Consider the following 23,243-nt stretch of genomic DNA (forward strand, 5'->3'; position numbering starts at 1 on the left):
CCGTTTACCGGCGGCTATTGCTTATTTTGCGCTACCCTGGTTTTTTTCCAGCCGGGCGAAATACTCCGGTGCAAACGGGCGCGGATCGACGTCGGCAAACGGCGCGCGCTCAAAGTGCGATTTCAGCGCCCAGGGGACCGTGCAGTCAAAAATGGTCTTGCAGCTGATGCCATTTCCACGGATCGACGGGCTGTATTCCGGCGTCTGGGACGGATCCAGCTGGTGACCGCGAATGCCGGGGATTGTCGTAATGCTGACGTCCCCCTGCATGCGGGTGGTCATCGCCCACAGGATATCGTCGCTGTCAAAGATGTCGACATCTTCATCAACCAGAATAATATTTTTTAGCTCGGAATAGGTCGCCAGCGCCAGCAGCGCGGCCTGCCCCTGCCGGCCTTCATCGGCGGGTTGACGTTTTTTCACCTGCAGGATCCCGAGGAACTTACCGCCACCCGCGGTGTGGGCGTAGACATTTTGTAAAAAGCCCGGAATGGCGGCCTCGACGGCATTCCAGATACTGGCTTCCGTTGGCAGGCCGGCGAGGGTGGTATGCTCTTCCCCCGGTCCCACCAGGGTCTGCAGAATCGCATTGTTTCGCATGGTCACTGCTTTGACTTTGATTACCGGCAGCGACGGATTAGCGCCGCCGCAGTAGCCAGGAAATTCCGGCATCGCGTGGCCGCTATTGGTGTGCTGATCCTCTCTGACGCGCACGCCAGGCAACAGCTCACCTTCGATAACGATCTCGGCGCGGGCGATGGCTTTCTCCGGGACGCTGACGCCCTGAACCAGCTCCACCGGACGTTGACGCAGCGCGCCGGCGACGCCCAGCTCGTTATAGCCGAACGGCGTGGTAGGGGCTTCGAAGCAGGCGCCAATATAGATGGCCGGATCGAGACCCATATTGATGGTTATCGGCAGTGGTTTGCCGGCGGCCTCGGCCTTCTGGCGAAACACTTCGATATGGCGGCCGGCGGCAAGAAACATCGACAGCTCATCCCGGCCCTGAACGCACAAGCGGTGGATGGTGACGTCGGTCAGCGAGGCGTCGTCGGGATCGCTGGCCAGCGCCAGGCCCAGGCAGAAGAAGGGGCCGGCGTCGATAGGGGTGTTGGTGGGCGCCGGAAGCAGGGTGCGCAAATCAAAATCCGGATCGTCGGCCAGAAAGATCTGTTCCTGGCAGGGGGCGCTGCTGGCCGGGACGACCACCGGCGCGACCGGTTTTTTCACCGCCTTACCCACTTCAAGGGCCAGCTGCGAGGCTTCGCAGCCCAGCAGCAGCGCGGCCCGCTGGCGGCTGGCGTGCATACCCACCAGAATGCGCGAGTGTGGATAACCCTTAATATTGTTAAACATCATCGCCGGCCCGATGCGAGTGGGGCGCTTCACGGTGCCGCCCGCGCCGATATGGCGATAAACACCGGCCAGCTCGGCGTTAGGGTCAACCGGATGATCGGTTTCGAGATACTGATTGTCATGCTGTTGCAGCAGCGCGATGGCGTCGCGCAGATCCTGAATCGGTGCGGTCATGATGTTCTCCTTAGCGTATCGATGCGCACAGTATGCTTCGCAGGCTAATGGTTATCAATTGCATCATTTATGCTTTATTGATAAGCTTTTTCTTATCAATTTGTAGGGAGGAGTCCGACCATGTCCTTGCGAGCGTTACGCCATTTTGTGGTCGTTGCCGAAGAGTTGCATATGCACCGGGCGGCGGAGCGGTTACATATCGCCCAGCCCGCCCTCAGTCAGCAGATTAAGCAGCTTGAGCAGCGCCTGGGCGTGGTGCTCTTTTCCCGCGCTAACCGCCGTCTGACTCTGACCGCCGCGGGCGAGGCCTTTTTACACAAGACGCGGCTGGCGCTGGAAATGGCCGATCAGGCGGTGCTGGACGCCCAGCGCACCGCGCGGGGCGAGCAGGGGAGGCTGCATTTGGGGTATGTCTCCAGCGCGATGTACGACAGTAAACTGCCGGGGCTCCTGCGCCGGCTGCGCGCCGACTGGCCGGGGATTGAGCTGTCGCTGGTGCAGGGGGATGTGCAAATGCTCTACGAAGCGCTGTTGGATCTGCGTCTGGATATCGCCATCATCCGCGCGCCGCTGGCCTCGCCGCCGGACGCGCTGGTGGTCAGGCCGTTTGTACGTGAAAAGCTCTGCCTGGCGCTCTATCAACAGCATCCGCTGGCCGGCGTGGGCGCGCTTAATCTGGCCTCATTGCGCACTGACAACTGGATCTCGCTTGACGATCCGCAGGGCACCGGACTGGAGCAGGTTTTTATGGATGCCTGTCGCGTCGCGGGCTTTACGCCGCAGGTGGCGCAGCGGATTAACGACGTTACCTCGATGATTAGCCTGGTCTCCGCCGGGGTGGGAGTGGCGTTGGTTCCGCTCTCGGCGCGGGCCTTACGCCTTGATAACGTGGTGTATATCGATCTCCAGGATCGGCTGGCGGAGAGTGAGCTGAGCATGGTTTACCACCGCCATATTCGTTCGGCGGTGGTAAGGAAAGTTATCTCGCTGCTTAATACCGCTGAGCGATAGTCCCGGTTAGCTGGTCTTCAGGCGGCCAAAGCTGACAATCCTTGAGCGGCCCAGCTCTTTCGCCCGGTACAGCGCGGCATCCGCCGCGCGCAGCAGACTATCGCTTTGGGTGTGCTGCGGGTAGCTGGCGATGCCAATCGACACATCCACCTGGCCTATCTCGGTCAGACCATCGCGCAGCGTCATATTGCGCACCTGGGTGTAGATCTCGCTGGCGCACTGGTGCGCCCCGGCTTCGTCAATCCCGGGGAGCAGCACTAAAAACTCCTCGCCCCCGTAGCGGAAAGCCATGCCGATATCGCGCACCGCGCGCTGCACAATGGTCGCAACGCTCTTAATCACCAGATCCCCAGCCTCATGGCCATAGCGATCATTGATGGTTTTAAAATGATCGATGTCGATCATCAGACAGCTCAGCGGAGTATGGGTATGGACCGCCAGCGCCATCTGCGAATGCAGCGCTTCGTCAAGATGATGGCGGTTACGCAGGCCGGTCAGGGAATCGAACAGCGCTTTTTCCAGCAGGGCGCTGCGCAAACGCTGATTGGCCAGCGCCAGGCCCAACGCTTCCGCCATCAGCTCGAGATAGGCCCGGGAAGGAGCGTCACTGGCGGTGACGTTCTGGAAAGTCAGCAGGCCAATGGCTTCGCCCTGGGCGATGAGCGGTACGCAGAGCGACTGGCCGGCGTGCGTCTCCGGCAAATGATAGCAGGTGATATCGGGCTCGCCCTGCACCGGCGGATGGCTGAGTCCCCGCCGTATCGCCCAGCAGTCGTCGGGAGAAAAGGGCGTCGTCTCACCGGCGGGCGACAGCCACTGCGCTACGCAGCGCATCTGCCAGGGGTCGGTATCCAGAACATACAGTTTACCGGGGATCGTCGGGGCGATATTCGGCGCAAACCGCTCCGCCACCTTAATCACATCCTCAATGGTTTCACAGCCCTGCAGCCGCTGAGTCATACGCGCCAGCAGCTCGCGGATCGCCCAGTCGGCGTCGCGCTGCTGCTCCAGCCGCTGACGGGCCAGGCCGTTCTCGCGAAAAATGCGGATCGCCTGAGCCATGTCACCAATCTCATCCACCTGGGTAAAGTGCGGCGTCTCCACCGCATAATCCTGGGAGGCGAGACGCTGGACCACGTCGCTCAGGCGAACCACCGGGTAGAGCACCCGGCGTTTGAGAATGAAGCCGAGGACGAACAAAAACATCAGGGCGGTCAGGCCGACCATGATTTCCGACAGCGTACGCCAGATCCGCGAGCGCTCGGTGGCCTGGTCGATAGCGACGGCGGCGCGATGCTCAAGCATCTGGCGGAAGCGATCGATCTGCGTCTGCATGCGCTCCAGTTCAGTCTCGTACGCGGTGCCGTACAGCACCGCGATGGCCGCTGGCGCATCGCCGCGAGCGACATGCGCCAGGGCCGCCTGCTGTTCATCCTGTAGCTCATCGGCGATCCGCAGGCCATCCTGGAGCAGCGCCAGCTCCTCGCGGCTGGCGCCGTTATCTTTCAGGCCGCCCAGCCGCTGCTCTATGCTCTTGTCGGTCTGCTGCAGCTGCTGATATTGCGTAAGCGTCTCCGGTGAAGGCTTTATCACGTACAGCCGGGCGAGGTCAGACAGCGCCCAGGCGTCGTTTTCCACCTCGTCGGAGAGGGTATCAAAGACCTGGCGCTGCTGTACCGCCTGGCGTTCGACGCGGTCGGCGCTGGAGGCCATGAGCATAGCGCTCCCGGAAGCCAGCGTCAGGCCAACGGTGATCCCGTAAGCCCAGTTAGTGATGGTGGCGATTCTCACCGTGAATTTCCTTGCATGCAGATGAAGCTGTTTTGATTATAGAACTCCGCCCCCGCCACGACGGCGGCCCGCTTCAGAGGCGGCGCTCGCTATGCAGAGGGGCAAGGGTCTGAAGAATGATGGCGTGTAGCGTTTCCGCATGGTGGCGCAAAACGAGGAAGACATCGCTATCCAGAGCGCCATTTATAACATCCGCTTCCATAATCTGTAAGGCTTCCTGCCAGGCCATCCCTTTACGATAAGGGCGATCTTCGGTCAGCGCGGTGAAAATATCGGCGATGGAGATAATCCGGTCGGCGAGGGTCAGGTGCTCCTTTTCGAGATGCAGAGGGTAGCCGCTGCCGTCCATTTTTTCATGATGATTCGAGGCCCAGTTAATGATGTCGCCGAGCTCGCTATAGTCGCTGAGAAGTTCGCCGGTCATGTAGCTGTGCTCCCGCACCTGACTCAGCTCCTCATCATCCAGCTCGCCCTCTTTTTCGAGAATGGAGAGTGGGATATAGACCTTGCCAATATCGTGTAGATAGCCGGCTATCTGTATTTGCTGGCAGGTGGGCTCCGGCAGCTGCATCCAGCGGGCAAGCTGGCGGGCGATTTCCCCCACCATGATGCTATGGGTGGCGGTAAAGCTGCTGTAGGTGTCGACGATTTTGGCAATCAGCAGGCAGACATCCTTCAGACCGTGAATATCCAGATAGCGCGTGTTGATGGGGCCAATAATCTCCAGCAGCCGCTGAATATGGCCGGGGTGAAGGTGCTGCCAGAAGTTCGCATTTTCAGCGACCTCGCACAGGATATCGCAGAGCGGCGGATCGATCTCCCGATGCAAAGCGACGAACTGTTCCACCACCGCCCGCGTGGGCCAGGCGGCAACGTGGCTATCGGCCGGCAGCAGCCGTTCAAAGGCATCAGCGAAATAGACAATGTGCTGTTCGCGGGAGCCCCGGTGGTTCGGGCTAAAATGGTGATCGCGAATAAAGGGAACGATGGGCTGGAAGGTCGCTAATCCCTCCAGCATCGCCACACCCTGGCGCTGATGCGGGTCGTGGATATTATCGATAGCATCCAGCGAATGAATGGTGCGTTTATCCCCCAGCACGCCGATATCGTGCAGCAGCGCGGCGCAAAAAATGGTCTGCTGCCGTTCGTCAGGCAGTTCCAGCCTTTGCGCCAGCGTCAGGGCGATTAAGGCCGTTCGTTGCATATGCCGGTGCACTTCAGGGTTAATGATCTGGATGACTCTGGTGGTCAGCATCAGGGCCGACTTCAGGGCAATACGCATCTCTGTTCTCCGTTCGCGTGACCTGGCGGGCAAAAATGCTCTCGCCGGTGACGGAAGTGTCGATAATCTGATCGCAATGCGTGTTGTGTGTTGCTGAACAGGTAAATCCTCAGAATGTTTTGGTTCATAGCTCTGCCCGTTTCAGATCCAGTGGTGCACCAGAGTTGGGCGATATCGTCCTAAGAACCTTATTATTGTCTGATAGTTAACCATTTCCCCCCCAGAAAAGAAATGAATTCTGGCAAGCCCTTTGCATTAAGCAAGCGTAAGTTTGATTAATGTCTATGAAGGGAGTGACCTGTATGAATTTTAGAGCATTACTTGCCATTGCGTTATTGACGATGAGCAGCCTGGCGTTTAGCGAGACGCGTCTTCCGCATATTGTTATTTTAGCCACCGGCGGAACGATTGCTGGTTCGGCGGCCAGCAATACCCAAACAACCGGCTATAAAGCCGGGGCGATTGGGGTGCAGACGCTGATTAACGCCGTGCCGGAAATGAGTAAAATCGCTCACGTCGAGGGCGAGCAGGTGGCCAATATTGGCAGTGAGAATATGACCAGCGATATTATTCTCCAGCTCTCGAAGCGGGTAAATGCGCTATTGGCCCGGGACGATGTCGATGGCGTGGTGATCACCCATGGTACGGACACGCTGGATGAAACCCCGTATTTCCTCAATCTGACGGTGAAAAGCAACAAGCCGGTGGTCTTTACCGCGGCGATGCGCCCGGCGACGGCGATCAGCGCCGACGGGCCGATGAACCTGCTGGAAGCGGTCACGGTCGCTGCCGATCCTGATGCCCGGGGACGCGGGGTAATGGTGGTGCTTAACGACCGCATCGGCGCGGCGCGCTTTGTCACCAAAACTAATGCCACTTCGCTGGATACCTTCCGGGCGCCCGAGGAGGGCTATCTTGGTGTCGTGGTGGGCGGAAAACCCCAGTTCGAGACGCGGGTGGATAAAATTCACACGCTGCGCTCGGTGTTCGATGTGCGTCAGCTGAAGGTTCTGCCGAAGGTGGTGATTATTTATGGTTACCAGGACGATCCGGAGTATATGTACGATGCGGCGATCGCCCATCATGCCGACGGTATTATCTACGCCGGAACCGGGGCGGGGTCGGTGTCGGTACGTAGCGCCGCCGGTATCAAAAAAGCGCAGCAGGCGGGCATCGTGGTGGTGCGAGCCTCCCGTACCGGCAGCGGCGTCGTACCGCCGGATGACAGCCAGCCCGGGCTGGTGGCCGACTCCCTCAACCCGGCAAAAGCGCGTATACTGCTGATGACCGCGCTGACGCAGACTAAAGATCCGCAGCTGATTCAGCAATATTTCCATACCTACTGATCCTCTGCGGCGAGGGCGTTGTTCACACCCTCGCCGTGCTTTCTTCTCAATGACCTGGCTTCCATGCAAATCGATGGCGAATGATTACCCATCATTCACTCCACCTGTGTTTCCCACGAGGCGTAAAGAAATATTTTTTATTGTCCGGCGGGCACAGTATTTCAATGCACCGCGCTTATTTTAAAAGCAGGTTTAAATAAGTCTATTCTTAATTGTTGTCTTAAAGTCGTTTTAATCTTTCTTATGCTGACGGATTAAAAAAGATGCATTTCGCAGTGGGACGCGTTTAATACTCGCTTTGACAGACTACGATGCATCCCAACGCGGTCAGGCCGCCGATCGCGCGGCTCAGCGGACGCCTGCCACCGGCGGCCAGGGCCGCACTGCGGCAGCTTTCGGTTGTTTTCGTTAGTAAAGCTGATGATTAGCGTGAAAATGATATGCATGATGAATATATTAAGCGTGGTTCAAGATTTAAGTTTACATTTAGTAACATATGTGCCGCAATTATGTTTTTTTGTCAGCTTGCTGTTTTTTACTTGCCGGAGGGAATTTCAGCGGATTAGTATTGTCGAACTTGCTGTACGTACCGCCTAATGATGATAAATGGATTCTGTTTTCCTTAAGCGTTACCACATAATTAATGTTTACAGGAAAAATCATGGCCTGCGTATTTAATAAACAACTTTTACACCCGCGTAACTGGCTGACCTGGTTCGGGCTCGGCATCCTCTGGTTAATCGTGCAACTGCCTTATCCGCTGCTGCATTTTATCGGCACCAGCGCTGGTCGCCTTTCCCGTCGCTTTCTTAAACGCCGCGAACATATCGCCCGGCGTAATATCGAACTCTGCTTCCCGGACATGTCGCCAGCGGCGCGCGAGACGCTGATCGATCAAAACTTTATGTCGCTGGGAATGGGGCTTATCGAAACCGGCATGGCCTGGTTCTGGAGCGACGAGCGGGTCAAAAAATGGTTTGATGTCGAGGGGTTCGCCAACCTTAATCACGCGCTTAGCGGTGGGAAAGGGGTAATGGTCGTCGGCGTGCACTTTATGTCGCTGGAGCTGGGCGGCCGCGCGATGGGGCTGTGTCGGCCAATGATGGCCACCTACCGGCCGCACAACAGCCCGCTGATGGAGTGGGTGCAAACCCGCGGTCGCCTGCGTTCGAACAAAGCGATGATCGATCGCAACAACCTGACCGGTCTGGTGCATGCCTTAAAATCCGGTGAAGCGGTGTGGTTCGCGCCCGATCAGGATTACGGTCCCAAGGGCAGCGTCTTTGCACCTTTTTTCTCCGTCCCGCAGGCGGCGACCACCAACGGCACCTATGTCCTGTCCCGCTTATCGGGCGCGAAAATGTTGAGCATCAGCATGGTACGTAAGCTGGATCGCCGGGGCTATAGCCTGCATATCAGCGAGGTGATGAATGACTATCCGGGTGAGGATAAGCAGATCGCCGCCGGCTATATCAACAAGGTTATTGAGCGCGAGATCCTGCGCGCTCCCGAGCAGTATCTGTGGGTACACCGTCGTTTTAAAACCCGCCCGCTGGGCGAACCTTCCGTCTATTAACCTTCCCGCACAGGCTGCGCTTTCAAAATCCCGACAGTTGGGGTAACGTGAGCCGGATCATGTTTTAGTCGTGCGCGAAGGAGTGCAGAGTGTTCGCTGAGTTTGGTGTTCTGAATTATTTAACCTATCTGGTCGGGGCGGTGTTTATCATCCTCGTTCCTGGCCCTAATACGTTTTTCGTGCTGAAAACGGGCATTGCCCACGGGGTGAAGAAAGGCTATCTGGCGGCGGCGGGCGTCTTTATTGGCGACGCAGTGCTGATGTTTCTGGCATTCGCCGGGGTGGCGACGCTGATTAAAACCACGCCGGTGTTGTTTAACGTCGTGCGCTACCTCGGGGCAATTTACCTGCTGTGGCTCGGGGGCAAAATGCTCTATGCGGTGCTGACCCAGCGCGACGGCCAGTCCGACGCCAGCGCGGAGCCGGCGAGCGCGATCCTCAAGCGCTCTCTGACCCTGAGCCTGACCAATCCGAAAGCGATTCTGTTCTATGTGTCGTTTTTCGTGCAGTTTATCGATGTCAACGCCAAAACCCCCGGCGTGGCGTTCTTTATCCTGGCGCTGACCCTCGAGGTGATTAGCTTCTGCTATATGAGCTTTTTGATCCTCTCCGGCTCGTTTGTCACCCGCTACGTCAAAACCCGCAAGAAGCTGGCTAAACTTGGCAACAGCCTGATTGGTCTGGTTTTCGTCGGGTTCGCCGCGCGCCTGGCTACCCTGCAGTCCTGATCCCCACGGGCCGGTTACCCGCTGACCGGCCCGCCGTCTCTTATTCTGCCCTGTAACAAAAACCCTTCATTTTTTATTGCATTGGTGTTACATATACAGCCGTTTATCGCTCAGCAAAAAGGAAGCCCCGATGATTCTGCAAAAACTCCTCAGCAATAAAAACTGCAAAAAATACTGTCTGTCGCTCGCGGTGGTGTTTGCTATCGCGCTGGCGGTAGTGGGGCGGGCGACCTTCGGGGGCGTGGTGAGCGAGTACAATATGCCGTACTCAGAGTGGACGACGTCCATGTTCTTCCTGCAGGGGGCGATGGTGACGGTTTACAGCATTGTCTTTACCGCGCTCTTCGCTATCCCCCTCGGCTTTATTTTCCTCGGCGCCGATCGTCAGGATTAAGCGTCAACGGGCGAACCGCGGTTCGCCCGGTCTTATCGGCTTATCAACAGCGTGAAGCATTAGTCGTCGTCATGATAGTGATGATGGTGGTGGTGGCGATGGGGGTGATATCCATCGTCAATAATGCATCCCGATAACAGCGTGCACAGCGCAATAATCAACGGTAACACGATCGGTTTTTTCATCCTTACTTCTCCCGCTATTCTTATTCCCCGGGGCCGAGAATGCCGCGGCGGATAACGTGAGTGTAAAGGGTTAACTTATTGATGGGATAGGATAAATCCGCAATATCGCCGCGGCGATCACCACCAGCCTAACTGGGTGCCGGCCACCGCCACGATGGCGACAACCAGCATGATAATGGTGCTTTTTTTCATTATGCCCCACCCGGCGCCGCATAGCCGCCGACAAAAAACCAGCCGAGAAAGACGACGGCGATGATAAAGATCGCCACCGGGAAAAGAATACCCAATTTCATGATTGTGTCCCTGTGCCCACGAATGATGCCCTGCATGATACTGGATATCGCGGTACTTTAGTCAATATGAATGAAATTCTCCTGGCGGCGGGACTTCTTATCCTGGTACATCGCCTCATCGGCAGTGCGTAAGGCCGCTTCAACATCGATACTCTGCGGATCGCAGGTGACCACCCCGAAGCTAGCGCCCTCATAGTCGATACGCTGTTCGCCGAGGAAGTAGACGCCGCACAGAGCCTGACGCAGAGACGTGACATACGCCTGCTGTGCGGCAGGCTGCTGGGCGCTACCGACGATCAAAAACTCATCGCCGCCAAGGCGGCCAACGATATCTTCCCGGCGCGCGACAGCGGTGAGTCGTTTGCCGACCTGCACCAGAAAGCTGTCGCCGCACGGATGGCCGAACCGATCGTTAATGGCTTTGAAACCATCGAGATCGATAAAAATAAGCGAGACCTGCTGCTGCTGGGCGCGGGCGGAGGCAAAGCGTAACGCCAGCTGCTTAAACAGCGCGCGGCGATTGGGAAGCTGGGTGAGCTCATCGGTAGACGAGTGCAGCTCCAGCGCGACGTTTGCCGCCTGCAGCTGTTGCACCAGGGTGTCTTTTTCCACGTAGTGGGAAATGAGCTTCGCAAACAGGCCCATGACCTGTTCGCCTTCGAGGTTATAAGGCTGTTGTTGCCGGCTGGTGGCGCAGAGGGTGCCGAACAGAGAGCCGTCGGCCAGGCGGACGGGAATGCTTAAAAAAGTAGCGATTCCCAGCTCCTGGGCGGCGATGCAGGAGTGCCAGCGGTTGGCAACGTCATTGCTAAACGTACACTGATCCTCAAGGGCGCGTTTGCACAGGGATTCATCCCAGGGGACGGAAAATCCTTCCGGGATCTGCATTTCGCTGCTGTTGTGGGCGAACATGATCTGCTGCCGCTGGGCGTTGGTATCAATGCGGGTGAGGTAGGTGGACTCCATTCGCGTCACCGCCTCCAGCATCTCCAGCAGCTGGCGCACCAGGGTTTCCAGGGATTGTTCCGCAGCGAGGGTTTGCGACACCCGGGCAAGAATAAAATCTGACATGAATAATACAGCTCCAGCACGCCAAACGTCACCCCAGCATATTGGGCTGCAAACGGACATCAGCGTCAAATAAACAGTGATATTTTTAAATTTATCACATCTGTCTGGGGAATACTTGTCCACGCGGTGGGAAAAAAAGCCCCGTCGGGGGCGACGGGGAAAAACTCATTGATTATGGAATGATCTGTTCTCTGGTCAGTTCGAGAACAGGGCTACTCTACGGGGGAAAAGTGCAGGCAAGATGGAGAAAACGTGGAGATTCAGGCTAAAATCCCCGGGCATTCAGGAAAGGGAGGAACAATGAAAAAGCTACTGGCTATTTTGCCCCTGGCGCTGGCCGGCTGTACCCAGCCGCAGCCCACTGCGCCGACGAAAACCATCGGCATGCCCAACCCCGCGGCGGTATACTGTCAGCAATCCGGCGGCACCCGGGTGCCGGTGCAAACGCCGCAGGGCGTCAGCACTCAGTGCAAACTACCCAGCGGCGAAACCCTCGACGAGTGGGCGCTGTGGCGCCGGGATCATCCGGCTAAATCGTAACCGGCAGGGCCGCCAGCCAGGCGGCCAACACCCGGGCATGATTCTGCTCGGTGTTCTTCGCAGCGTACAGCAGCGTCAGCGGCTGGCGTTGCGCCAGCGCCGCCAGCCGCAGGCCCGTTTCGCGATGGGCGTCGAGCTCCTGACGATAGCGCTGGCTGAAGTGGGCGAAATCGATCGCCTCGCCGTGAAAGGCTTTGCGCAGCTCAGCGGAAGGCGTTAACTCCTTACACCACTCATCACAGGCCAGCGCCTCTTTTTTAATCCCCCGCGGCCAGAGACGGTCGACCAGCACCCGATAGCCGTCGCTGCTTTCCTGCGGGTCATACACCCGTTACACTGAATCATCATCCTGCTCCTTCTGTGCCATCCAGGCGAGCAACTGCGGGATTTGCCCGTCGGAAAATACCGTGATGCCGTGGGCGCGGAGTAGGTCGGCGGCCACGCCGGCGCCCGCTTTGCGCCGTCCGCGAAAGGAACCGTCATAGACAAACTGGCTGCCGCAGGTAGGGCTGCCGTCGGTGAGTAACGCTGCCTGACAGCCCGCTTCCCGGGCGGCGCTGAGCGCCAGCCAGGCGGCCAGCTGATAATGTTCGGTGACGTCGCGGCCGTCGCTTTCCACGATCCGCGCCCGTCCGGCAAGCACATCGCCGCCGGTACCGCCGAGGATCTCCGCCGGCAGTCGGGGCGTAGGCAGACCGGCCGCCAGCTCCGGGCAGTGGATCACCAGCCGCCCCGCCTGCTGCCAGCGGGACAGCGTCGCCGCCAGCTGTGCCTTCTCGCTACCGTTATACCGCACCTGGAATCCCATCAGGCAGGCGCTGACCAAAAGCTTATTTTTCATTCTCTCTCCCTTACGCGCTTTTTCCAGTATACCTCACCCGTCGGCCACGGCGGTGGGGTGAAAATAAGGATTGTGTTCCACAGGCGGGATCGCTATTCTGACGTGCCTTGTGCTGTCCGTCTCGTCCAGACATAAGGAACCTGCTATGAAAACTCCTTTACGCCTCGCCCTTGTCGGCGATTATCACCCCGATATTGTTGCCCATCAGGCCATTCCCCTGGCGATAGACGATGCCGCCGCCGTGCTGGAGCAGCCGGTGAAATATGACTGGCTCGCCACCCCGTCGATCGCCTCCGGCGAGGCGCTGGCGGAGTACGATGCCATCTGGGTCGTTCCCGGCAGCCCGTATCGTCACCCGGAAGGCGCGTTTACCGCGATCCGCTATGCCCGGGAAAACAGCATTCCTTTCCTCGGCACCTGCGGCGGCTTTCAGCACGCGGTGATTGAATACGCCCGCAACGTGCTCGGCTGGCAGGACGCCGGACATGCGGAAACCGACAGCGAAGGGCGGATGGTGATTGCTCCCCTCAGCTGCTCGCTGGTGGAGACCTCTGCCGTCGTCGAGCTGCGGGCGAATACGCTGATTGCCCGCGCCTATGGCCGGGAGAGCATTGAAGAGGGCTACCACTGCCGGTACGGCGTGAGCAGCGCGTTTGCGGCGGAGCTGGAGCAGGGCGATCTGCGCGTCACCGGCTGGGATGAAGAGGGTGAGATCCGCGCCGTCGAGCTGGTGACGCACCCGTTTTTTGTCGCCACCTTGTTCCAGCATGAGCGTCACGCGCTGGACGGGCGTCCCGCGCCGCTGGTGCAGGCGTTTCTCCGCGCCGCGGCACAATAATTCCACCGGCAGCGGGCGCTGCCGGTCATCTTCAGGGGTGAATTTCCCGGTCACGTCCGGCGAGCGCGCCGCAGACCGCCATCACCAGCGAAATCAGCGCCACCGCCAGCAGCGGAATATGCCAGTCGCCATTGGCATCATGGATCCTGCCCATCAGCGGCGGCCCGCAGGCGGCCAGCAGATAGCCGACGCTCTGCGCCATCCCTGACAGCGCCGCGGCCTGATGCGCCGAGCTGGCGCGCAGGCCGATAAACGTCAGGCCGAGGATCATAGTGGCTCCGGAGCCAAAGCCGAACAGCAGCGTCCAGCCGATCGCCAGCTCAGGCAACAGCCACAGCCCGGCGGCGCTGATGGCGCACATCAGGGCGACCAGCACCGCGATCCCGCGCTGGTCGCGCAGCCGATGCAGGATCAGCGGTATCGCCAGGCCGGGCGCGGCGGTCGCCAGCTGCAGCAGGCCATGCAGCGAGCCGGCCTGCGCTTCGCTATAGCCCATACTCTGCAGAATCGACGGCAGCCAGCCGATAATCACGTAATAGACCAGCGAGTTGATGCCGAGGAACAGCGTCACCTGCCAGGCCAGCGCCGACCGCCAGATCCCCCGGTTATGCATAGCGCCTGAGCCGGTCAATGGCGTCTCCGCCCGGCACCGGGACTGCGGCAGCCAGCTGAGGAGCGCCAGTAGCGGGAAGACCATCAGCAGCAGCAGCGCCCCGCGCCAGCCGAATCCGGCCATCGCCACGGGGACCACCAGCGCCGAACCAAGCGCCGCCGCGCCGCCCATCGTCAGGGAATAGGCGCCGGTCATCCGCGCGACATGCTGCGAGAAATCCCGTTTAATCAGCCCGGGCAGCAGCACGTTACCCAGCGCAATGCCGCAGCCGATCACCGCCGTGCCGATAAACAGCAGCGCAGCGGAGGGCAGGGAGCGCAGGGCAATGCCGGCGCAGATCAGCAGCATCGCCAGCAGCAGGCTGCGTTCCATGCCGAACCGGCGGGCAACCCCTGCCGCCAGCGGCGAGACAAGGCCAAAGGCCAGCAGCGGCAGGGTAGTGAGCAGCCCGGTCTGCGCGGTGGTCAGGCCATAGTCGCTACGAATCGCGTCCAGCAGCGGCGCCGCGCCGGTAAAGACCACGCGCAGGGTGGTGGCGATGAGCAGGATACCGGCAATCAGCAGCGCGGGGCGGCGGCCGGTAGAGGAGATCACAGAAGACATATCATTCTCAAGGTAACTAACGAGGGGGGTTACGATAGCGGCTTTGTCCCTCGTTTAAATCAAGCTAAAATGACAGATTATCGCTAATATCGGACAATATGATGATTGGACTGGGGCTGGATGGCTATGAACCGGACAGTGGCCACGAATCGGCCATTGCCTTTCGTATCCGGGTGGTGGAGGCGGAGCAGTATATTCCGGCGCATTCCCACCGTAAGGGGCAGCTGATCCTTGCCCTGCACGGCGCCTTGACCTGCGAGGTGGAGAACGCAATGTGGATGGTGCCGCCGCAGTATGCGGTGTGGGTTCCGGGGCAGCTGTCCCACAGTAACCGCGCTACCCCCGGCGCCCAGGTATGCTTCCTGTTCATCGAGCCGGGCGCCGCGCCGATGCCGGATCGCTGCTGTACGCTAAAGATTTCCCCGCTGGTGCGAGAGCTGATCCTTACTCTGGCGGAGCGCGGCGGAGAGTCCCTGGCCGCCCCCGCCACGGCCCGGCTGGTGCAGGTTCTGTTTGATGAGCTGCCCCGCCAGCCGCAGGAGCACCTGCAGCTGCCGGTATCAAACCACCCGAAAATTCGTCAAATGGTGACGATGATGGCTGAGGATCCGGCGCGCTGGCAGACCCTGAGCCAGTGGGCGGCGGTGTTTGCGATGAGCGAGCGGAATCTGGCCCGCCTGGTCGTGCGCGAAACGGGGCTGAGCTTTCGCCGCTGGCGCCATCAGCTGCAGCTGATCCTCGCGCTGCAGCTGCTGATCCGCGGGCAGACGGTGCAGCAGACGGCTCAGGCGCTGGGCTACGATTCCACCACCGCCTTCATCACCATGTTTAAAAAAGGGCTCGGGCAGACACCGGGCCGCTATCACGGTAGCCTGGCTACGACTTCCCAATAAACAATGAGATGATCCCGGCGGCAATCAGCGGCCCGACCGGGACGCCGCGAAACAGGGCGACGCCGAGTACTGTACCGACCAGCAGCCCGGCCACCAGATGCGGCTGGGAGCCCATCAGGGAGACGCCGCGCCCGCCGAGCCACGAAACAAACACCCCGACCGCAATCGCCAGCAGCGATTTCCAGTTCATAAAGGAGTGGATCAGCGTCGAGGGCGGCAGCGTGCCGCTGGCGATAGGCGCCATCACGCCGATGGTCAGAATAATGATCCCGACGGTCAGTCCCTGTTTCTCAACCCAGGGAAAGAAGGCGTTCAGCGGCGTGACGCGCACGATAATCAGCACGAGGATGGAGATCGCCACGGTGGTGTTATGACTGATAAAGCCGAGCGCCGCCAGACCCAGCAGGATCAACAGGGTGGTATCAAACATGTACAGAGGTCCTTGCCAAAATAAGAATGCCAAAAATATCCCGCTTACTCTACGCATCGTGGCGTGAATAAACAGGATTTTTACGCCATGCGGCGGAAATCTGGGCGGATGCCCGGTTAGCTAAGACGGCGAAAGGTCGCGATCTCTGGTCGGGCGATATGTAAATAGTCTTCGGTGTCGAGAATGATCGACCGGTCCAGGCGCCCGGCGTTAAAGGCGATTTGTGGAAAGCGTTCAAACAGCAGCGGGTCCGCCACCAGCCGCAGCGCCGGATGGAAACTGAAGGGGGGAATGGCGCCGAACACGCAGGCGGTGAGGGCCTCCACCTCCGCCGGGCTGGCCAGCGAGGCTTTGCTGCCGCCGATATGCCGGGCCAGGCTGGCGAGGTCGGCCTGCCGATCGGCGGCGAGGATCGCCAGCACATGCTGGTTGACGCCGTTTCCTTTCACTTTACAGACTAACGCTTTCGCGCCCTGGCCAAGCGCGGTGCCGCGGATTGCCGAGACGGCTTCGCACTGACCGACCGCCTCGTGCGCCATCACCCGGTAGCGGGCCCGGTGCTCGTCGAGCAGCGCGCACAGCCGTTGGTGGATATTACCTTCTACTGCTTCAAGCATAGCGTCCTCCTGACATCATAAAGCAGCCAGCTTAGCGCTGTTGCGCCGGCCTGCCAACGGTGGGCCGGGAAATTCACCATTCGCTCATTATTACTTCACAGTGCTGTGGTGCAATCCCGCAGGCGCAGATGAGTTTTGTAAATAAAAAAAGAATGATTTTCATTTTCAATCGAACTTTTTTTATTTCGCTCAGTCTCTATCGGACGACACAGAATATTAATAATTGCCGTAATGAGGTTAGGATGATGCACGATGCAACCATGCAGGGTTCCCCACGCAAGAAATTTAATAAAATAAGGGAGCTCAACAGACGGCGGAATTACTTTACTAAGAAAGTACGTAATGCCCTGCGGGTGGGGGTGGCGAAAGCGCTCTGGGATCGCCGACGCCGTCAGCCGGTAGATTTGTCGTCTGCGAAAACCGTCCTGTTGATGCGCAATGAGGGGGCGGTCGGCGATGTAGTGGTGGATTCCGCGCTGGTGAAATGCCTGCATCAGTCAGGCTATATCGTTGATTTTTTGCTGACGACCTCTAACAGCCAGGTGATGCGTTATAACCCGCGGATCCGCCATATTTATGAAGCTGACCCGGTCACGTCCGCCGATTTTTTGCGTAAATTTAATCATAACGTTCCTCGCGACGTTATTAATGAACTGGCTAATAATAAGTACGATATTATTATTGACCCTTCGCTGTTCGATATTCCCGTGCATCGCCTGCGGCTTTTCCGACAAATAAAAGCCAAATCAGTGCTCGGGTTTAATAAATGGCCATCGATTAAGCACTACTCCCACTCTTTTGATTTTGACTGCCAGCGCTGGCACGTGACGAAAACGTTCGAGCTGATCGCCGATTATCTCCAACTGGACACCCGCGGGCTGGACGCTTACGACCTGGCGGTGCCCGGGCCGATTATGCAGGAGGTGGCGCAGTATCTGGCGTCGCTAAGCGGAAAAGCGGTGGTGATTAATATTTTTGCCGGCCATGCCGACCGCAGTCTCTCGCAGACGCAGCTGGCGGAACTGCTCGACAAACTGCTGGCCCGCCATCCGGGGAGCGCGGCTATTCTGCTCGATCACCGGCGCGAGATCCGCATCCCGCTGCCGCCGGAGGTGGTGATTAACCCATTTAACACGTTACACCATGCGATGGCGCTGATCGCCCAGGCGGAGCTGATTATCTCCCCGGACACCTCGGTGGTGCACATGGCGGCGGCGTGGAACAAACCGCTGATCGCGGTCTATAAGGACGTTCTGCTTAATAACCGGCTGTGGGCCCCGGGCTATGACAACGCCAGGCAGATCATTGTTAAATGCGGGAAGGTCCATCAGCATCGCGGGCTAGTGGATAGAATTATAGCGGCGCTACCGGAGACGCTGTGAGGCGATGAGGGGAGACAGGTAGGGCTCACCTGCTGGCCGTATGCAAGAGCCAGCAGGTGAGCGAAGGTTGCATTGCCAGTCTGCAACCGCCGCTATTGTACTGTTGCCCGCGGCTCTGCCACATCCGGGAAAGCTCTTAAAGAGGTGGTCGCCGCGACTGACGGGCGGGATCACTCTTCAGTGAGCCACATATCCGCCTCTTCAAACATCTCCTGCACCGTGCGGCTGATCAGCTCTTTTTCATGCTTGCTGGCGTCGGTGTTGATCGCCGGCAGCGTCATCATCGGCTTCACCCGCACTTCCGCCTCCGGGAAAATGCGCTGCATGCGTTTGGTCAGCTCGTTAAGAATGGCCTCTCTGGCGCCCGGCAGCCCGGCAAAATTGCGCTTGTCATAAATCAGTTCCACAAACATCTTCTGTCCTCTGTATGCTGATCGCGGGCGATAGTTTTACTGTATTAATGTACAGTGTCAAGCGAATGCCGCGGCGCTGCGCATCTACCACCTCGCGCGGCGGGCGGACTGCGCGCAAAAGCAGCAAACGGTTCGCTGGCGCTGAAGAAGACCCCTATTGACATCAAGGAGTTATTTCAGTGCTGGCGATTGATAGCTGGAGCCGATATTGACCGGTAAAATTGGCAAAACTACTGTATATATATTCAGTGTGCGCCGGGAGACCGGTTAGAGATCAAGGGGTGAAAGTCCCCGACCATTGAAGGACCAGCAATCCACAAGGTCCCCGAGTCATGCGTTGCATACCGCGAGGTATGGGGCGAAGCGTTGACAGGGGTGTTGACAGGCCAGCCATTGAGCCACGAAATGTATATTAAATTACCGGGTGCCGACGTTGTACTGTTAACGGAAGGCAACATCATAGGGTGCGATACTGCGAGTGCCACATGGACCCGGCGGGGTCTGAGACCCTGGCATGTCAATACGATCTCTACGCGGGAACCGGGAGATCTCCCCTCTGACCATCTGCCAGTGTCGGAGATGGCCCGCACCGGGAAGACGAGGAGTCATAGCCGGTGATGTACGGAGAGGAGAAGTCGGACTCGCTCATAGTAGCGGCGAAGCAGGCGAACAACCCGAAAGGAGCGGAGTCAGTGGAGCGAAGGAGCGGGGCCAAGGGGAACGCGGAACAGCCACACATGCGCCGGACACAGAGCCGGGAAAGCATGTCACAGAGGCTGTCACGCGTGCGGGAAGCTGCGAAGCAGCGGAAGAAAGAACGGTTTACAGCATTGTTCCACCTGCTGACAGTCGAAGCACTGGAAGCCGCATTCCTCTCCCTGAGCAGGAAAGCGGCCGCCGGAGTGGATGGCATCAGGTGGATGGACTACGCCGGAAACATGAAGAACAACATAACAGATCTGCACCGGAGGCTACATCAGGGCAGCTACAGGGCGCAGCCCGGCAGGCGTCACTACATCCCAAAAGCGGATGGAAAACAACGCCCGCTCGGCATCGCCTCGCTGGAGGACAAGATCGTCCAGTATGCGCTGGTGAAAATCCTGAACGCAGTCTATGAAAACGACTTTATGGGGTTCTCATACGGGTTCAGACCCGGGCGAAGCCAGCACGATGCACTGGACGCACTGGCCACAGGGCTGGTACGCACTAACGTAAACTGGGTACTGGATGCCGACATCAGTCAGTTCTTCGACAGGGTGAGCCACGAATGGCTGATCAGGTTCACAGAGCATCGGATCGGCGACCGGAGGGTAATCAGGCTCATACGTAAGTGGCTCACAGCCGGGACGTCGGAGGAGGGTCAATGGCGAGCAACGGAGGAAGGCACCCCACAGGGTGCGGTCATCTCACCGCTGCTGGCAAACATATACCTCCACTACGTCTTCGATCTGTGGGCGCATCAGTGGCGACGTCGCTATGCCACAGGCAATGTGGTAATGGTCAGATACGCCGATGACATCGTCATCGGGTTCGACAAACGATACGATGCCCGGCGCTTCCGTATAGCCATGCAGCGCAGACTGAGGGAGTTCGGACTCACGGTTCACCCGGAGAAAACCCGTCTGATGGAGTTCGGCCGCTTCGCTGCCGAAAACCGTGCCATCAGGGGAAAAGGCAAACCAGAAACGTTCAACTTCCTCGGGTTCACGCACATCAGCGGGAAAGATCGCAACGGCAGGTTCATGCTGATACGAAAGACCCGCCGGGATCGGATGACGGCAACTCTGAAAGCCATCAAAGACGGTCTGCGAAGGCGCTGGCATTACTCAATCCCCGAACAGGGAAAATGGCTCAGGAGAGTGGTTCAGGGATACCTGAACTATCACTCGGTACCGGGCAACTTCCCCACCATGCAGAAGTTCAGGACACACGTAACAAACCTCTGGCGCCGGGCGCTCAGGCGCAGGAGCCAGAAGGATGATACGACCTGGACGAAAGCAAACAAACTGGCAGCCGCATGGCTACCAAGGGTTCGGGTTCTTCATCCATGGCCTGTGGAGCGGTTCACCGCCAGACACCCGAGGCAGGAGCCCGGTGCGTAAATCGCGCACGCCGGGATCTGTGCGGGGGGTATCCGGTAACGGGTATCCCTACCGCGACATTGTGTGGTGGGTTGAAAAATGAACGTTTACACGCCGGTTGAGCTACGTCAGATTGTCTCCTTTCCCTTTTTTGCCGACCTGGTGCAGTGCGGCTTTCCCAGCCCGGCTCAGGACTATGTTGAGAAGCGAATCGACCTCAACGAGCTGCTGGTGCAGCATCCCAGCGCGACCTATTTTGTCAAAGCCGCTGGCGACAGCATGATCGATGCCGGCATTGACGAAGGCGATTTGCTGGTGGTGGACAGCGCGCGTAAAGCGGAGCATGGCGATATCGTGATTGCCGCCGTCGGCGGCGAGTTTACGGTAAAGAAGCTGCAGCTTCTGCCGCGGGTGCAGCTTAACCCGATGAACCCGGCCTATTCGCCCATCGTGGTCGGCCGCGAGGAGACGCTCGATATTTTCGGCGTCGTAACCTACATCATCAAGGCGGCGGGCTGATCATGTTCGCGCATTGTGATGTGAACGCCTTCTATGCCAGCTGTCAGACCGCCTTCCGGCCAGACCTGAAGGGGCGGCCGGTGGTGGTGCTGTCGAATAACGACGGCTGCGTGATCGCCCGCTCGGCGGAGGCGAAGCCGTTTGTGAAAATGGGCGAACCCTACTTTAAGCAGAAGGCTGCGTTTCTTCGCCACGGCGTCGTGGCGTTTAGCAGTAATTATGAGCTGTATGCCGACATGTCCAGCCGGGTGATGGCCACCCTGGAAGAGCTCACCCCGCGCTGCGAAATTTACAGTATCGATGAGGCCTTTTGCGATGTCAGCGGTGTGCGTCATTGCAGAGATCTGACCGATTTTGGCCGCGAAATCCGCGCCACGGTACTGCAGCGTACCCATCTGACGCTGGGCGTTGGCATCGCCCAGACCAAAACCCTGGCGAAGCTGGCCAACCACGCGGCGAAGCAGTGGCCGCGGCAGACGGGCGGGGTAGTGGACTTGTCCTGCCCGCAGCGGCAGCGAAAGCTGATGGCGCTGCTGCCGGTGAGCGAGGTCTGGGGCATCGGGCGGCGGATCGGCAAAAAGCTTGAAGCGATGGGGATCGGCACGGTACTCCAGCTGGCGGAGAGCGATATCCGCTTTATCCGCAAGCACTTCACGGTGGTGCTCGAACGAACGGTACGGGAGCTGCGCGGCGAGCCTTGCCTGGCGCTGGAGGAGTTTGCCCCCGCTAAGCAGGAAATTATCTGCAGCCGCTCGTTCGGGGATCGGATTACGGCCTATGAGGATATGCGCCAGGCGATCTGCAGCTATGCCGCGCGGGCAGCAGAAAAGCTGCGCGGTGAGCATCAGTACTGCCGGTTCGTCTCCGCCTTTGTCAAAACCAGCCCCTTCGCGCTGAATGAACCCTATTACGGCAACAGCGCCTCGCTAAAGCTGCTGACGCCGACCCAGGACTCCCGGGATATTATCGCCGCGGCGACGAGCTGTCTGGATGCCATCTGGAAAGCGGGGCATCGCTATCAGAAGGCCGGCGTGATGCTCGGCGATTTCTACAGCCAGGGCGTCGCCCAGCTGAATCTGTTCGACGAGCTTGCTCCGCGGCACAACAGCGCCAGACTGATGCAGGTTCTCGATCAGCTGAATGCGAAAAACGGCAGGGGGGCGCTCTATTTTGCCGGCCAGGGGATCCAGCAGCAGTGGCAGATGAAGCGAGAGATGCTCTCGCCGCGCTACACCACGCGATACGGCGACCTGCTCCGCGTCAGATAACGCGCGCTATCCCTGCACCGCGGCCGGAAAAACCGCCGCCAGCCAGTCAATAAAGACGCGGAGCCGGGGCGGGACGTGCCGGTGCCGGGCATAGACAACGTGAAAAGGATAGGGGGCCGGGCGCCAGGCGCTGAGGATCTCCACCAGTTCGCCGCTCGCCAGCGCCGGTTTCAGCGAATAGGTAAAGGTCTGCACAATGCCTAAGCCCGCCTCGCCGGCGGCAATATGCGCGTTGCTCTCATTGATGCCGAGATGGGGCTCTGTCTTCAGCTCGGTGCTGACGCCGTGACGCGTAAAGCGAAACGGAAACGCTCTGCCGCTGGCCGGCGACAGATAGCTGATGAGCCGGTGGCCATGATGTAGTTCATCCGGCGAGGCGGGGGTGCCGTAGCGCTGAAGATAGCCCGGGGTGGCGCAGGTGACCAGCGTCGCCTCGCCGATTTTACGGGCGATCAGCGTCGAGTCTTCCATCGGACCGCCGCGGATGGCGCAGTCAATATTGCCGCTGATGAGGTCCGCGGGCTTATCGGCCACCTGCAAATCGATACGGATATCCGGCCAGGAGGTCATAAAGTCCGCCAGCAGCGGGATCAGCACATCGCACGCGGTCGACCCGCCGATGGCGATCCGTAGATGGCCCTTCGGCTTATTGCGGGCGGTATTGAAAGACGCGTCGATCTCTTCCAGGTCTTCCAGCAGACAGCGGGCTTTTTCATAGTACTCCCGTCCTTCCGGCGTCACGGTAATACGCCGCGTGGTGCGCTGCAGGAGGGAAACCCCAAGATGCGCTTCCAGTTGCTGAATGGTTTTGCTGAGGGTGGCGTTGGGCATATTCAGCGAGTCCGCGGCGCGGGTAAAGCTGCCGGCTTCGACAACGCGAGTGAAGGCTTTGAGAGCTGAAAACCGGTCCATTATTCGCTTTATCCTGGTTACTGGAGGTCATTATCCACCGAGGGGAAGAGTGTTTTTCAGATTAGGCCATTTTTCCGCCTCGCCGG

Annotated in this window: 28 protein-coding genes; 13 read left to right on the plus strand and 15 right to left on the minus strand. The window is 59.0% G+C overall.

Features of this window, described 5'->3' with window-relative positions:
* Positions 1-21: 21 nt before the first annotated feature.
* Positions 22-1,530 carry a putative carboxylyase-related protein gene (locus KPHS_20400; protein ID YP_005226340.1) on the minus strand — a complete coding sequence of 503 codons (1,509 nt, stop codon included), beginning with the start codon at positions 1,528-1,530 and terminating at the stop codon, positions 22-24.
* Positions 1,531-1,650: 120 nt separating this feature from the next.
* Here KPHS_20400 and KPHS_20410 point away from each other — a divergent pair, with 120 nt between their 5' ends.
* Positions 1,651-2,541, plus strand: a complete 891-nt coding sequence (locus KPHS_20410; protein ID YP_005226341.1) for a LysR family transcriptional regulator — start codon at positions 1,651-1,653, stop codon at positions 2,539-2,541.
* Positions 2,542-2,547: 6 nt separating this feature from the next.
* Here the strand turns inward: KPHS_20410 and KPHS_20420 are convergent, their stop codons facing one another.
* Both KPHS_20420 and KPHS_20430 read right to left on the minus strand, forming a co-directional pair.
* Complete coding sequence (locus KPHS_20420) at positions 2,548-4,332, minus strand: putative sensor kinase (RefSeq protein ID YP_005226342.1); 1,785 nt, start codon at positions 4,330-4,332, stop codon at positions 2,548-2,550.
* A 73-nt stretch (positions 4,333-4,405) separates the two neighbouring features.
* Positions 4,406-5,614: a putativ metal-dependent phosphohydrolase, HD subdomai gene (locus tag KPHS_20430; protein YP_005226343.1), complete on the minus strand. Its 1,209-nt coding sequence runs from the start codon at positions 5,612-5,614 to the stop codon at positions 4,406-4,408.
* A gap of 302 nt (positions 5,615-5,916) precedes the next feature.
* Here KPHS_20430 and KPHS_20440 point away from each other — a divergent pair, with 302 nt between their 5' ends.
* Both KPHS_20440 and KPHS_20450 read left to right on the plus strand, forming a co-directional pair.
* Positions 5,917-6,960 (plus strand): L-asparaginase, encoded by a 1,044-nt coding sequence (locus KPHS_20440; RefSeq protein ID YP_005226344.1) that lies wholly within the window; start codon positions 5,917-5,919, stop codon positions 6,958-6,960.
* 80 nt (positions 6,961-7,040) lie between these two features.
* Positions 7,041-7,160 carry a hypothetical protein gene (locus KPHS_20450; protein ID YP_005226345.1) on the plus strand — a complete coding sequence of 40 codons (120 nt, stop codon included), beginning with the start codon at positions 7,041-7,043 and terminating at the stop codon, positions 7,158-7,160.
* A 307-nt stretch (positions 7,161-7,467) separates the two neighbouring features.
* Here the strand turns inward: KPHS_20450 and KPHS_20460 are convergent, their stop codons facing one another.
* Positions 7,468-7,623: a hypothetical protein gene (locus KPHS_20460; protein ID YP_005226346.1), complete on the minus strand. Its 156-nt coding sequence runs from the start codon at positions 7,621-7,623 to the stop codon at positions 7,468-7,470.
* On the opposite strand from KPHS_20460, the gene KPHS_20470 reads away from it, so the two are divergent.
* From KPHS_20470 to KPHS_20490, 3 genes are all read left to right on the plus strand, one after another.
* Complete coding sequence (locus KPHS_20470) at positions 7,622-8,536, plus strand: lipid A biosynthesis acyltransferase (protein ID YP_005226347.1); 915 nt, start codon at positions 7,622-7,624, stop codon at positions 8,534-8,536. The two genes, KPHS_20460 and KPHS_20470, sit on opposite strands and share 2 nt — an antisense overlap.
* Before the next feature lie 89 nt (positions 8,537-8,625).
* Complete coding sequence (locus tag KPHS_20480; RefSeq protein YP_005226348.1) at positions 8,626-9,264, plus strand: leucine export protein LeuE; 639 nt, start codon at positions 8,626-8,628, stop codon at positions 9,262-9,264.
* Positions 9,265-9,394: 130 nt separating this feature from the next.
* Positions 9,395-9,658, plus strand: a complete 264-nt coding sequence (locus tag KPHS_20490) for a DUF2534 family protein (protein YP_005226349.1) — start codon at positions 9,395-9,397, stop codon at positions 9,656-9,658.
* A 59-nt stretch (positions 9,659-9,717) separates the two neighbouring features.
* Here the strand turns inward: KPHS_20490 and KPHS_20500 are convergent, their stop codons facing one another.
* The 3 genes from KPHS_20500 to KPHS_20520 form a co-directional block, all read right to left on the minus strand.
* Positions 9,718-9,843 carry a hypothetical protein gene (locus KPHS_20500; protein ID YP_005226350.1) on the minus strand — a complete coding sequence of 42 codons (126 nt, stop codon included), beginning with the start codon at positions 9,841-9,843 and terminating at the stop codon, positions 9,718-9,720.
* A gap of 191 nt (positions 9,844-10,034) precedes the next feature.
* Entirely contained in the window at positions 10,035-10,172 is a 138-nt protein-coding gene (locus KPHS_20510; RefSeq protein ID YP_005226351.1) for a YoaK family small membrane protein, read from the minus strand.
* A 21-nt stretch (positions 10,173-10,193) separates the two neighbouring features.
* Positions 10,194-11,207, minus strand: a complete 1,014-nt coding sequence (locus KPHS_20520) for a sensor domain-containing diguanylate cyclase (protein ID YP_005226352.1) — start codon at positions 11,205-11,207, stop codon at positions 10,194-10,196.
* A gap of 300 nt (positions 11,208-11,507) precedes the next feature.
* Here KPHS_20520 and KPHS_20530 point away from each other — a divergent pair, with 300 nt between their 5' ends.
* Positions 11,508-11,747: a DUF333 domain-containing protein gene (locus KPHS_20530; protein ID YP_005226353.1), complete on the plus strand. Its 240-nt coding sequence runs from the start codon at positions 11,508-11,510 to the stop codon at positions 11,745-11,747.
* On the opposite strand, the gene KPHS_20540 is transcribed toward KPHS_20530, so the two are convergent.
* Together KPHS_20540 and KPHS_20550 are read right to left on the minus strand one after the other, a co-directional pair.
* On the minus strand, positions 11,737-12,075 hold the full coding sequence (locus tag KPHS_20540) for a DUF488 family protein (protein ID YP_005226354.1): 339 nt from the start codon (positions 12,073-12,075) through the stop codon (positions 11,737-11,739). The genes KPHS_20530 and KPHS_20540 overlap by 11 nt on opposite strands.
* Positions 12,076-12,078: 3 nt before the next feature.
* On the minus strand, positions 12,079-12,588 hold the full coding sequence (locus KPHS_20550) for a DUF523 domain-containing protein (RefSeq protein YP_005226355.1): 510 nt from the start codon (positions 12,586-12,588) through the stop codon (positions 12,079-12,081).
* 145 nt (positions 12,589-12,733) lie between these two features.
* Between KPHS_20550 and KPHS_20560 the strand changes: the two genes are divergently transcribed.
* On the plus strand, positions 12,734-13,426 hold the full coding sequence (locus KPHS_20560; protein ID YP_005226356.1) for a CTP synthase domain protein: 693 nt from the start codon (positions 12,734-12,736) through the stop codon (positions 13,424-13,426).
* 31 nt (positions 13,427-13,457) lie between these two features.
* On the opposite strand, the gene KPHS_20570 is transcribed toward KPHS_20560, so the two are convergent.
* The gene (locus tag KPHS_20570) at positions 13,458-14,633 is read right to left on the minus strand and encodes a putative amino acid/amine transport protein (RefSeq protein YP_005226357.1); all 1,176 of its coding nucleotides are present in this window, start codon (positions 14,631-14,633) and stop codon (positions 13,458-13,460) included.
* A 107-nt stretch (positions 14,634-14,740) separates the two neighbouring features.
* Here KPHS_20570 and KPHS_20580 point away from each other — a divergent pair, with 107 nt between their 5' ends.
* The gene (locus tag KPHS_20580; protein YP_005226358.1) at positions 14,741-15,535 is read left to right on the plus strand and encodes a putative ARAC-type regulatory protein; all 795 of its coding nucleotides are present in this window, start codon (positions 14,741-14,743) and stop codon (positions 15,533-15,535) included.
* Here KPHS_20580 and KPHS_20590 read toward each other — a convergent pair.
* From KPHS_20590 to KPHS_20610, 3 genes are all read right to left on the minus strand, one after another.
* Positions 15,519-15,965, minus strand: a complete 447-nt coding sequence (locus tag KPHS_20590; RefSeq protein ID YP_005226359.1) for a DUF441 domain-containing protein — start codon at positions 15,963-15,965, stop codon at positions 15,519-15,521. The two genes, KPHS_20580 and KPHS_20590, sit on opposite strands and share 17 nt — an antisense overlap.
* Before the next feature lie 116 nt (positions 15,966-16,081).
* Complete coding sequence (locus tag KPHS_20600) at positions 16,082-16,582, minus strand: YbaK/prolyl-tRNA synthetase associated domain-containing protein (protein ID YP_005226360.1); 501 nt, start codon at positions 16,580-16,582, stop codon at positions 16,082-16,084.
* Between the two features lie 95 nt (positions 16,583-16,677).
* Positions 16,678-16,833, minus strand: a complete 156-nt coding sequence (locus KPHS_20610; RefSeq protein YP_005226361.1) for a hypothetical protein — start codon at positions 16,831-16,833, stop codon at positions 16,678-16,680.
* On the opposite strand from KPHS_20610, the gene KPHS_20620 reads away from it, so the two are divergent.
* Positions 16,828-17,964 carry a putative glycosyl transferase gene (locus KPHS_20620; protein ID YP_005226362.1) on the plus strand — a complete coding sequence of 379 codons (1,137 nt, stop codon included), beginning with the start codon at positions 16,828-16,830 and terminating at the stop codon, positions 17,962-17,964. The two genes, KPHS_20610 and KPHS_20620, sit on opposite strands and share 6 nt — an antisense overlap.
* A gap of 170 nt (positions 17,965-18,134) precedes the next feature.
* Here the strand turns inward: KPHS_20620 and KPHS_20630 are convergent, their stop codons facing one another.
* Positions 18,135-18,377: a putative DinI-like protein gene (locus KPHS_20630; RefSeq protein YP_005226363.1), complete on the minus strand. Its 243-nt coding sequence runs from the start codon at positions 18,375-18,377 to the stop codon at positions 18,135-18,137.
* A gap of 614 nt (positions 18,378-18,991) precedes the next feature.
* Between KPHS_20630 and KPHS_20640 the strand changes: the two genes are divergently transcribed.
* The 3 genes from KPHS_20640 (at position 18,992) to KPHS_20660 (ending at position 22,245) form a co-directional block, all read left to right on the plus strand.
* Positions 18,992-20,479, plus strand: a complete 1,488-nt coding sequence (locus tag KPHS_20640; RefSeq protein YP_005226364.1) for a putative reverse transcriptase/maturase — start codon at positions 18,992-18,994, stop codon at positions 20,477-20,479.
* Positions 20,480-20,557: 78 nt separating this feature from the next.
* On the plus strand, positions 20,558-20,977 hold the full coding sequence (locus KPHS_20650) for a DNA polymerase V subunit UmuD (protein YP_005226365.1): 420 nt from the start codon (positions 20,558-20,560) through the stop codon (positions 20,975-20,977).
* 2 nt (positions 20,978-20,979) lie between these two features.
* Positions 20,980-22,245 carry a DNA polymerase V subunit UmuC gene (locus KPHS_20660; protein YP_005226366.1) on the plus strand — a complete coding sequence of 422 codons (1,266 nt, stop codon included), beginning with the start codon at positions 20,980-20,982 and terminating at the stop codon, positions 22,243-22,245.
* 6 nt (positions 22,246-22,251) lie between these two features.
* Here KPHS_20660 and KPHS_20670 read toward each other — a convergent pair whose 3' ends face one another.
* Complete coding sequence (locus KPHS_20670) at positions 22,252-23,157, minus strand: putative LysR-family transcriptional regulator (protein ID YP_005226367.1); 906 nt, start codon at positions 23,155-23,157, stop codon at positions 22,252-22,254.
* Positions 23,158-23,243: the final 86 nt, after the last annotated feature.

The organism is Klebsiella pneumoniae subsp. pneumoniae HS11286, from assembly GCF_000240185.1.
Taxonomy (GTDB): Bacteria; Pseudomonadota; Gammaproteobacteria; order Enterobacterales; family Enterobacteriaceae; genus Klebsiella; species Klebsiella pneumoniae.

What these genes read in the sequence shown, in the direction of transcription:
- KPHS_20490 (YP_005226349.1), top strand. Translation starts at nt 9,395, where the DNA reads ATGATTCTGCAAAAACTCCTCAGCAATAAAAACTGCAAAAAATACTGT.
- KPHS_20630 (YP_005226363.1), bottom strand. Translation starts at nt 18,377, where the DNA reads ATGTTTGTGGAACTGATTTATGACAAGCGCAATTTTGCCGGGCTGCCG.
- KPHS_20560 (YP_005226356.1), top strand. Translation starts at nt 12,734, where the DNA reads ATGAAAACTCCTTTACGCCTCGCCCTTGTCGGCGATTATCACCCCGAT.
- KPHS_20650 (YP_005226365.1), top strand. Translation starts at nt 20,558, where the DNA reads ATGAACGTTTACACGCCGGTTGAGCTACGTCAGATTGTCTCCTTTCCC.
- KPHS_20530 (YP_005226353.1), top strand. Translation starts at nt 11,508, where the DNA reads ATGAAAAAGCTACTGGCTATTTTGCCCCTGGCGCTGGCCGGCTGTACC.
- KPHS_20520 (YP_005226352.1), bottom strand. Translation starts at nt 11,207, where the DNA reads ATGTCAGATTTTATTCTTGCCCGGGTGTCGCAAACCCTCGCTGCGGAA.
- KPHS_20470 (YP_005226347.1), top strand. Translation starts at nt 7,622, where the DNA reads ATGGCCTGCGTATTTAATAAACAACTTTTACACCCGCGTAACTGGCTG.
- KPHS_20600 (YP_005226360.1), bottom strand. Translation starts at nt 16,582, where the DNA reads ATGCTTGAAGCAGTAGAAGGTAATATCCACCAACGGCTGTGCGCGCTG.
- KPHS_20450 (YP_005226345.1), top strand. Translation starts at nt 7,041, where the DNA reads ATGATTACCCATCATTCACTCCACCTGTGTTTCCCACGAGGCGTAAAG.
- KPHS_20510 (YP_005226351.1), bottom strand. Translation starts at nt 10,172, where the DNA reads ATGCAGGGCATCATTCGTGGGCACAGGGACACAATCATGAAATTGGGT.
- KPHS_20550 (YP_005226355.1), bottom strand. Translation starts at nt 12,588, where the DNA reads ATGAAAAATAAGCTTTTGGTCAGCGCCTGCCTGATGGGATTCCAGGTG.
- KPHS_20440 (YP_005226344.1), top strand. Translation starts at nt 5,917, where the DNA reads ATGAATTTTAGAGCATTACTTGCCATTGCGTTATTGACGATGAGCAGC.
- KPHS_20590 (YP_005226359.1), bottom strand. Translation starts at nt 15,965, where the DNA reads ATGTTTGATACCACCCTGTTGATCCTGCTGGGTCTGGCGGCGCTCGGC.
- KPHS_20430 (YP_005226343.1), bottom strand. Translation starts at nt 5,614, where the DNA reads ATGCGTATTGCCCTGAAGTCGGCCCTGATGCTGACCACCAGAGTCATC.
- KPHS_20410 (YP_005226341.1), top strand. Translation starts at nt 1,651, where the DNA reads ATGTCCTTGCGAGCGTTACGCCATTTTGTGGTCGTTGCCGAAGAGTTG.
- KPHS_20620 (YP_005226362.1), top strand. Translation starts at nt 16,828, where the DNA reads ATGCACGATGCAACCATGCAGGGTTCCCCACGCAAGAAATTTAATAAA.
- KPHS_20400 (YP_005226340.1), bottom strand. Translation starts at nt 1,530, where the DNA reads ATGACCGCACCGATTCAGGATCTGCGCGACGCCATCGCGCTGCTGCAA.
- KPHS_20660 (YP_005226366.1), top strand. Translation starts at nt 20,980, where the DNA reads ATGTTCGCGCATTGTGATGTGAACGCCTTCTATGCCAGCTGTCAGACC.
- KPHS_20460 (YP_005226346.1), bottom strand. Translation starts at nt 7,623, where the DNA reads ATGATTTTTCCTGTAAACATTAATTATGTGGTAACGCTTAAGGAAAAC.
- KPHS_20670 (YP_005226367.1), bottom strand. Translation starts at nt 23,157, where the DNA reads ATGGACCGGTTTTCAGCTCTCAAAGCCTTCACTCGCGTTGTCGAAGCC.
- KPHS_20500 (YP_005226350.1), bottom strand. Translation starts at nt 9,843, where the DNA reads ATGAAAAAACCGATCGTGTTACCGTTGATTATTGCGCTGTGCACGCTG.
- KPHS_20580 (YP_005226358.1), top strand. Translation starts at nt 14,741, where the DNA reads ATGATGATTGGACTGGGGCTGGATGGCTATGAACCGGACAGTGGCCAC.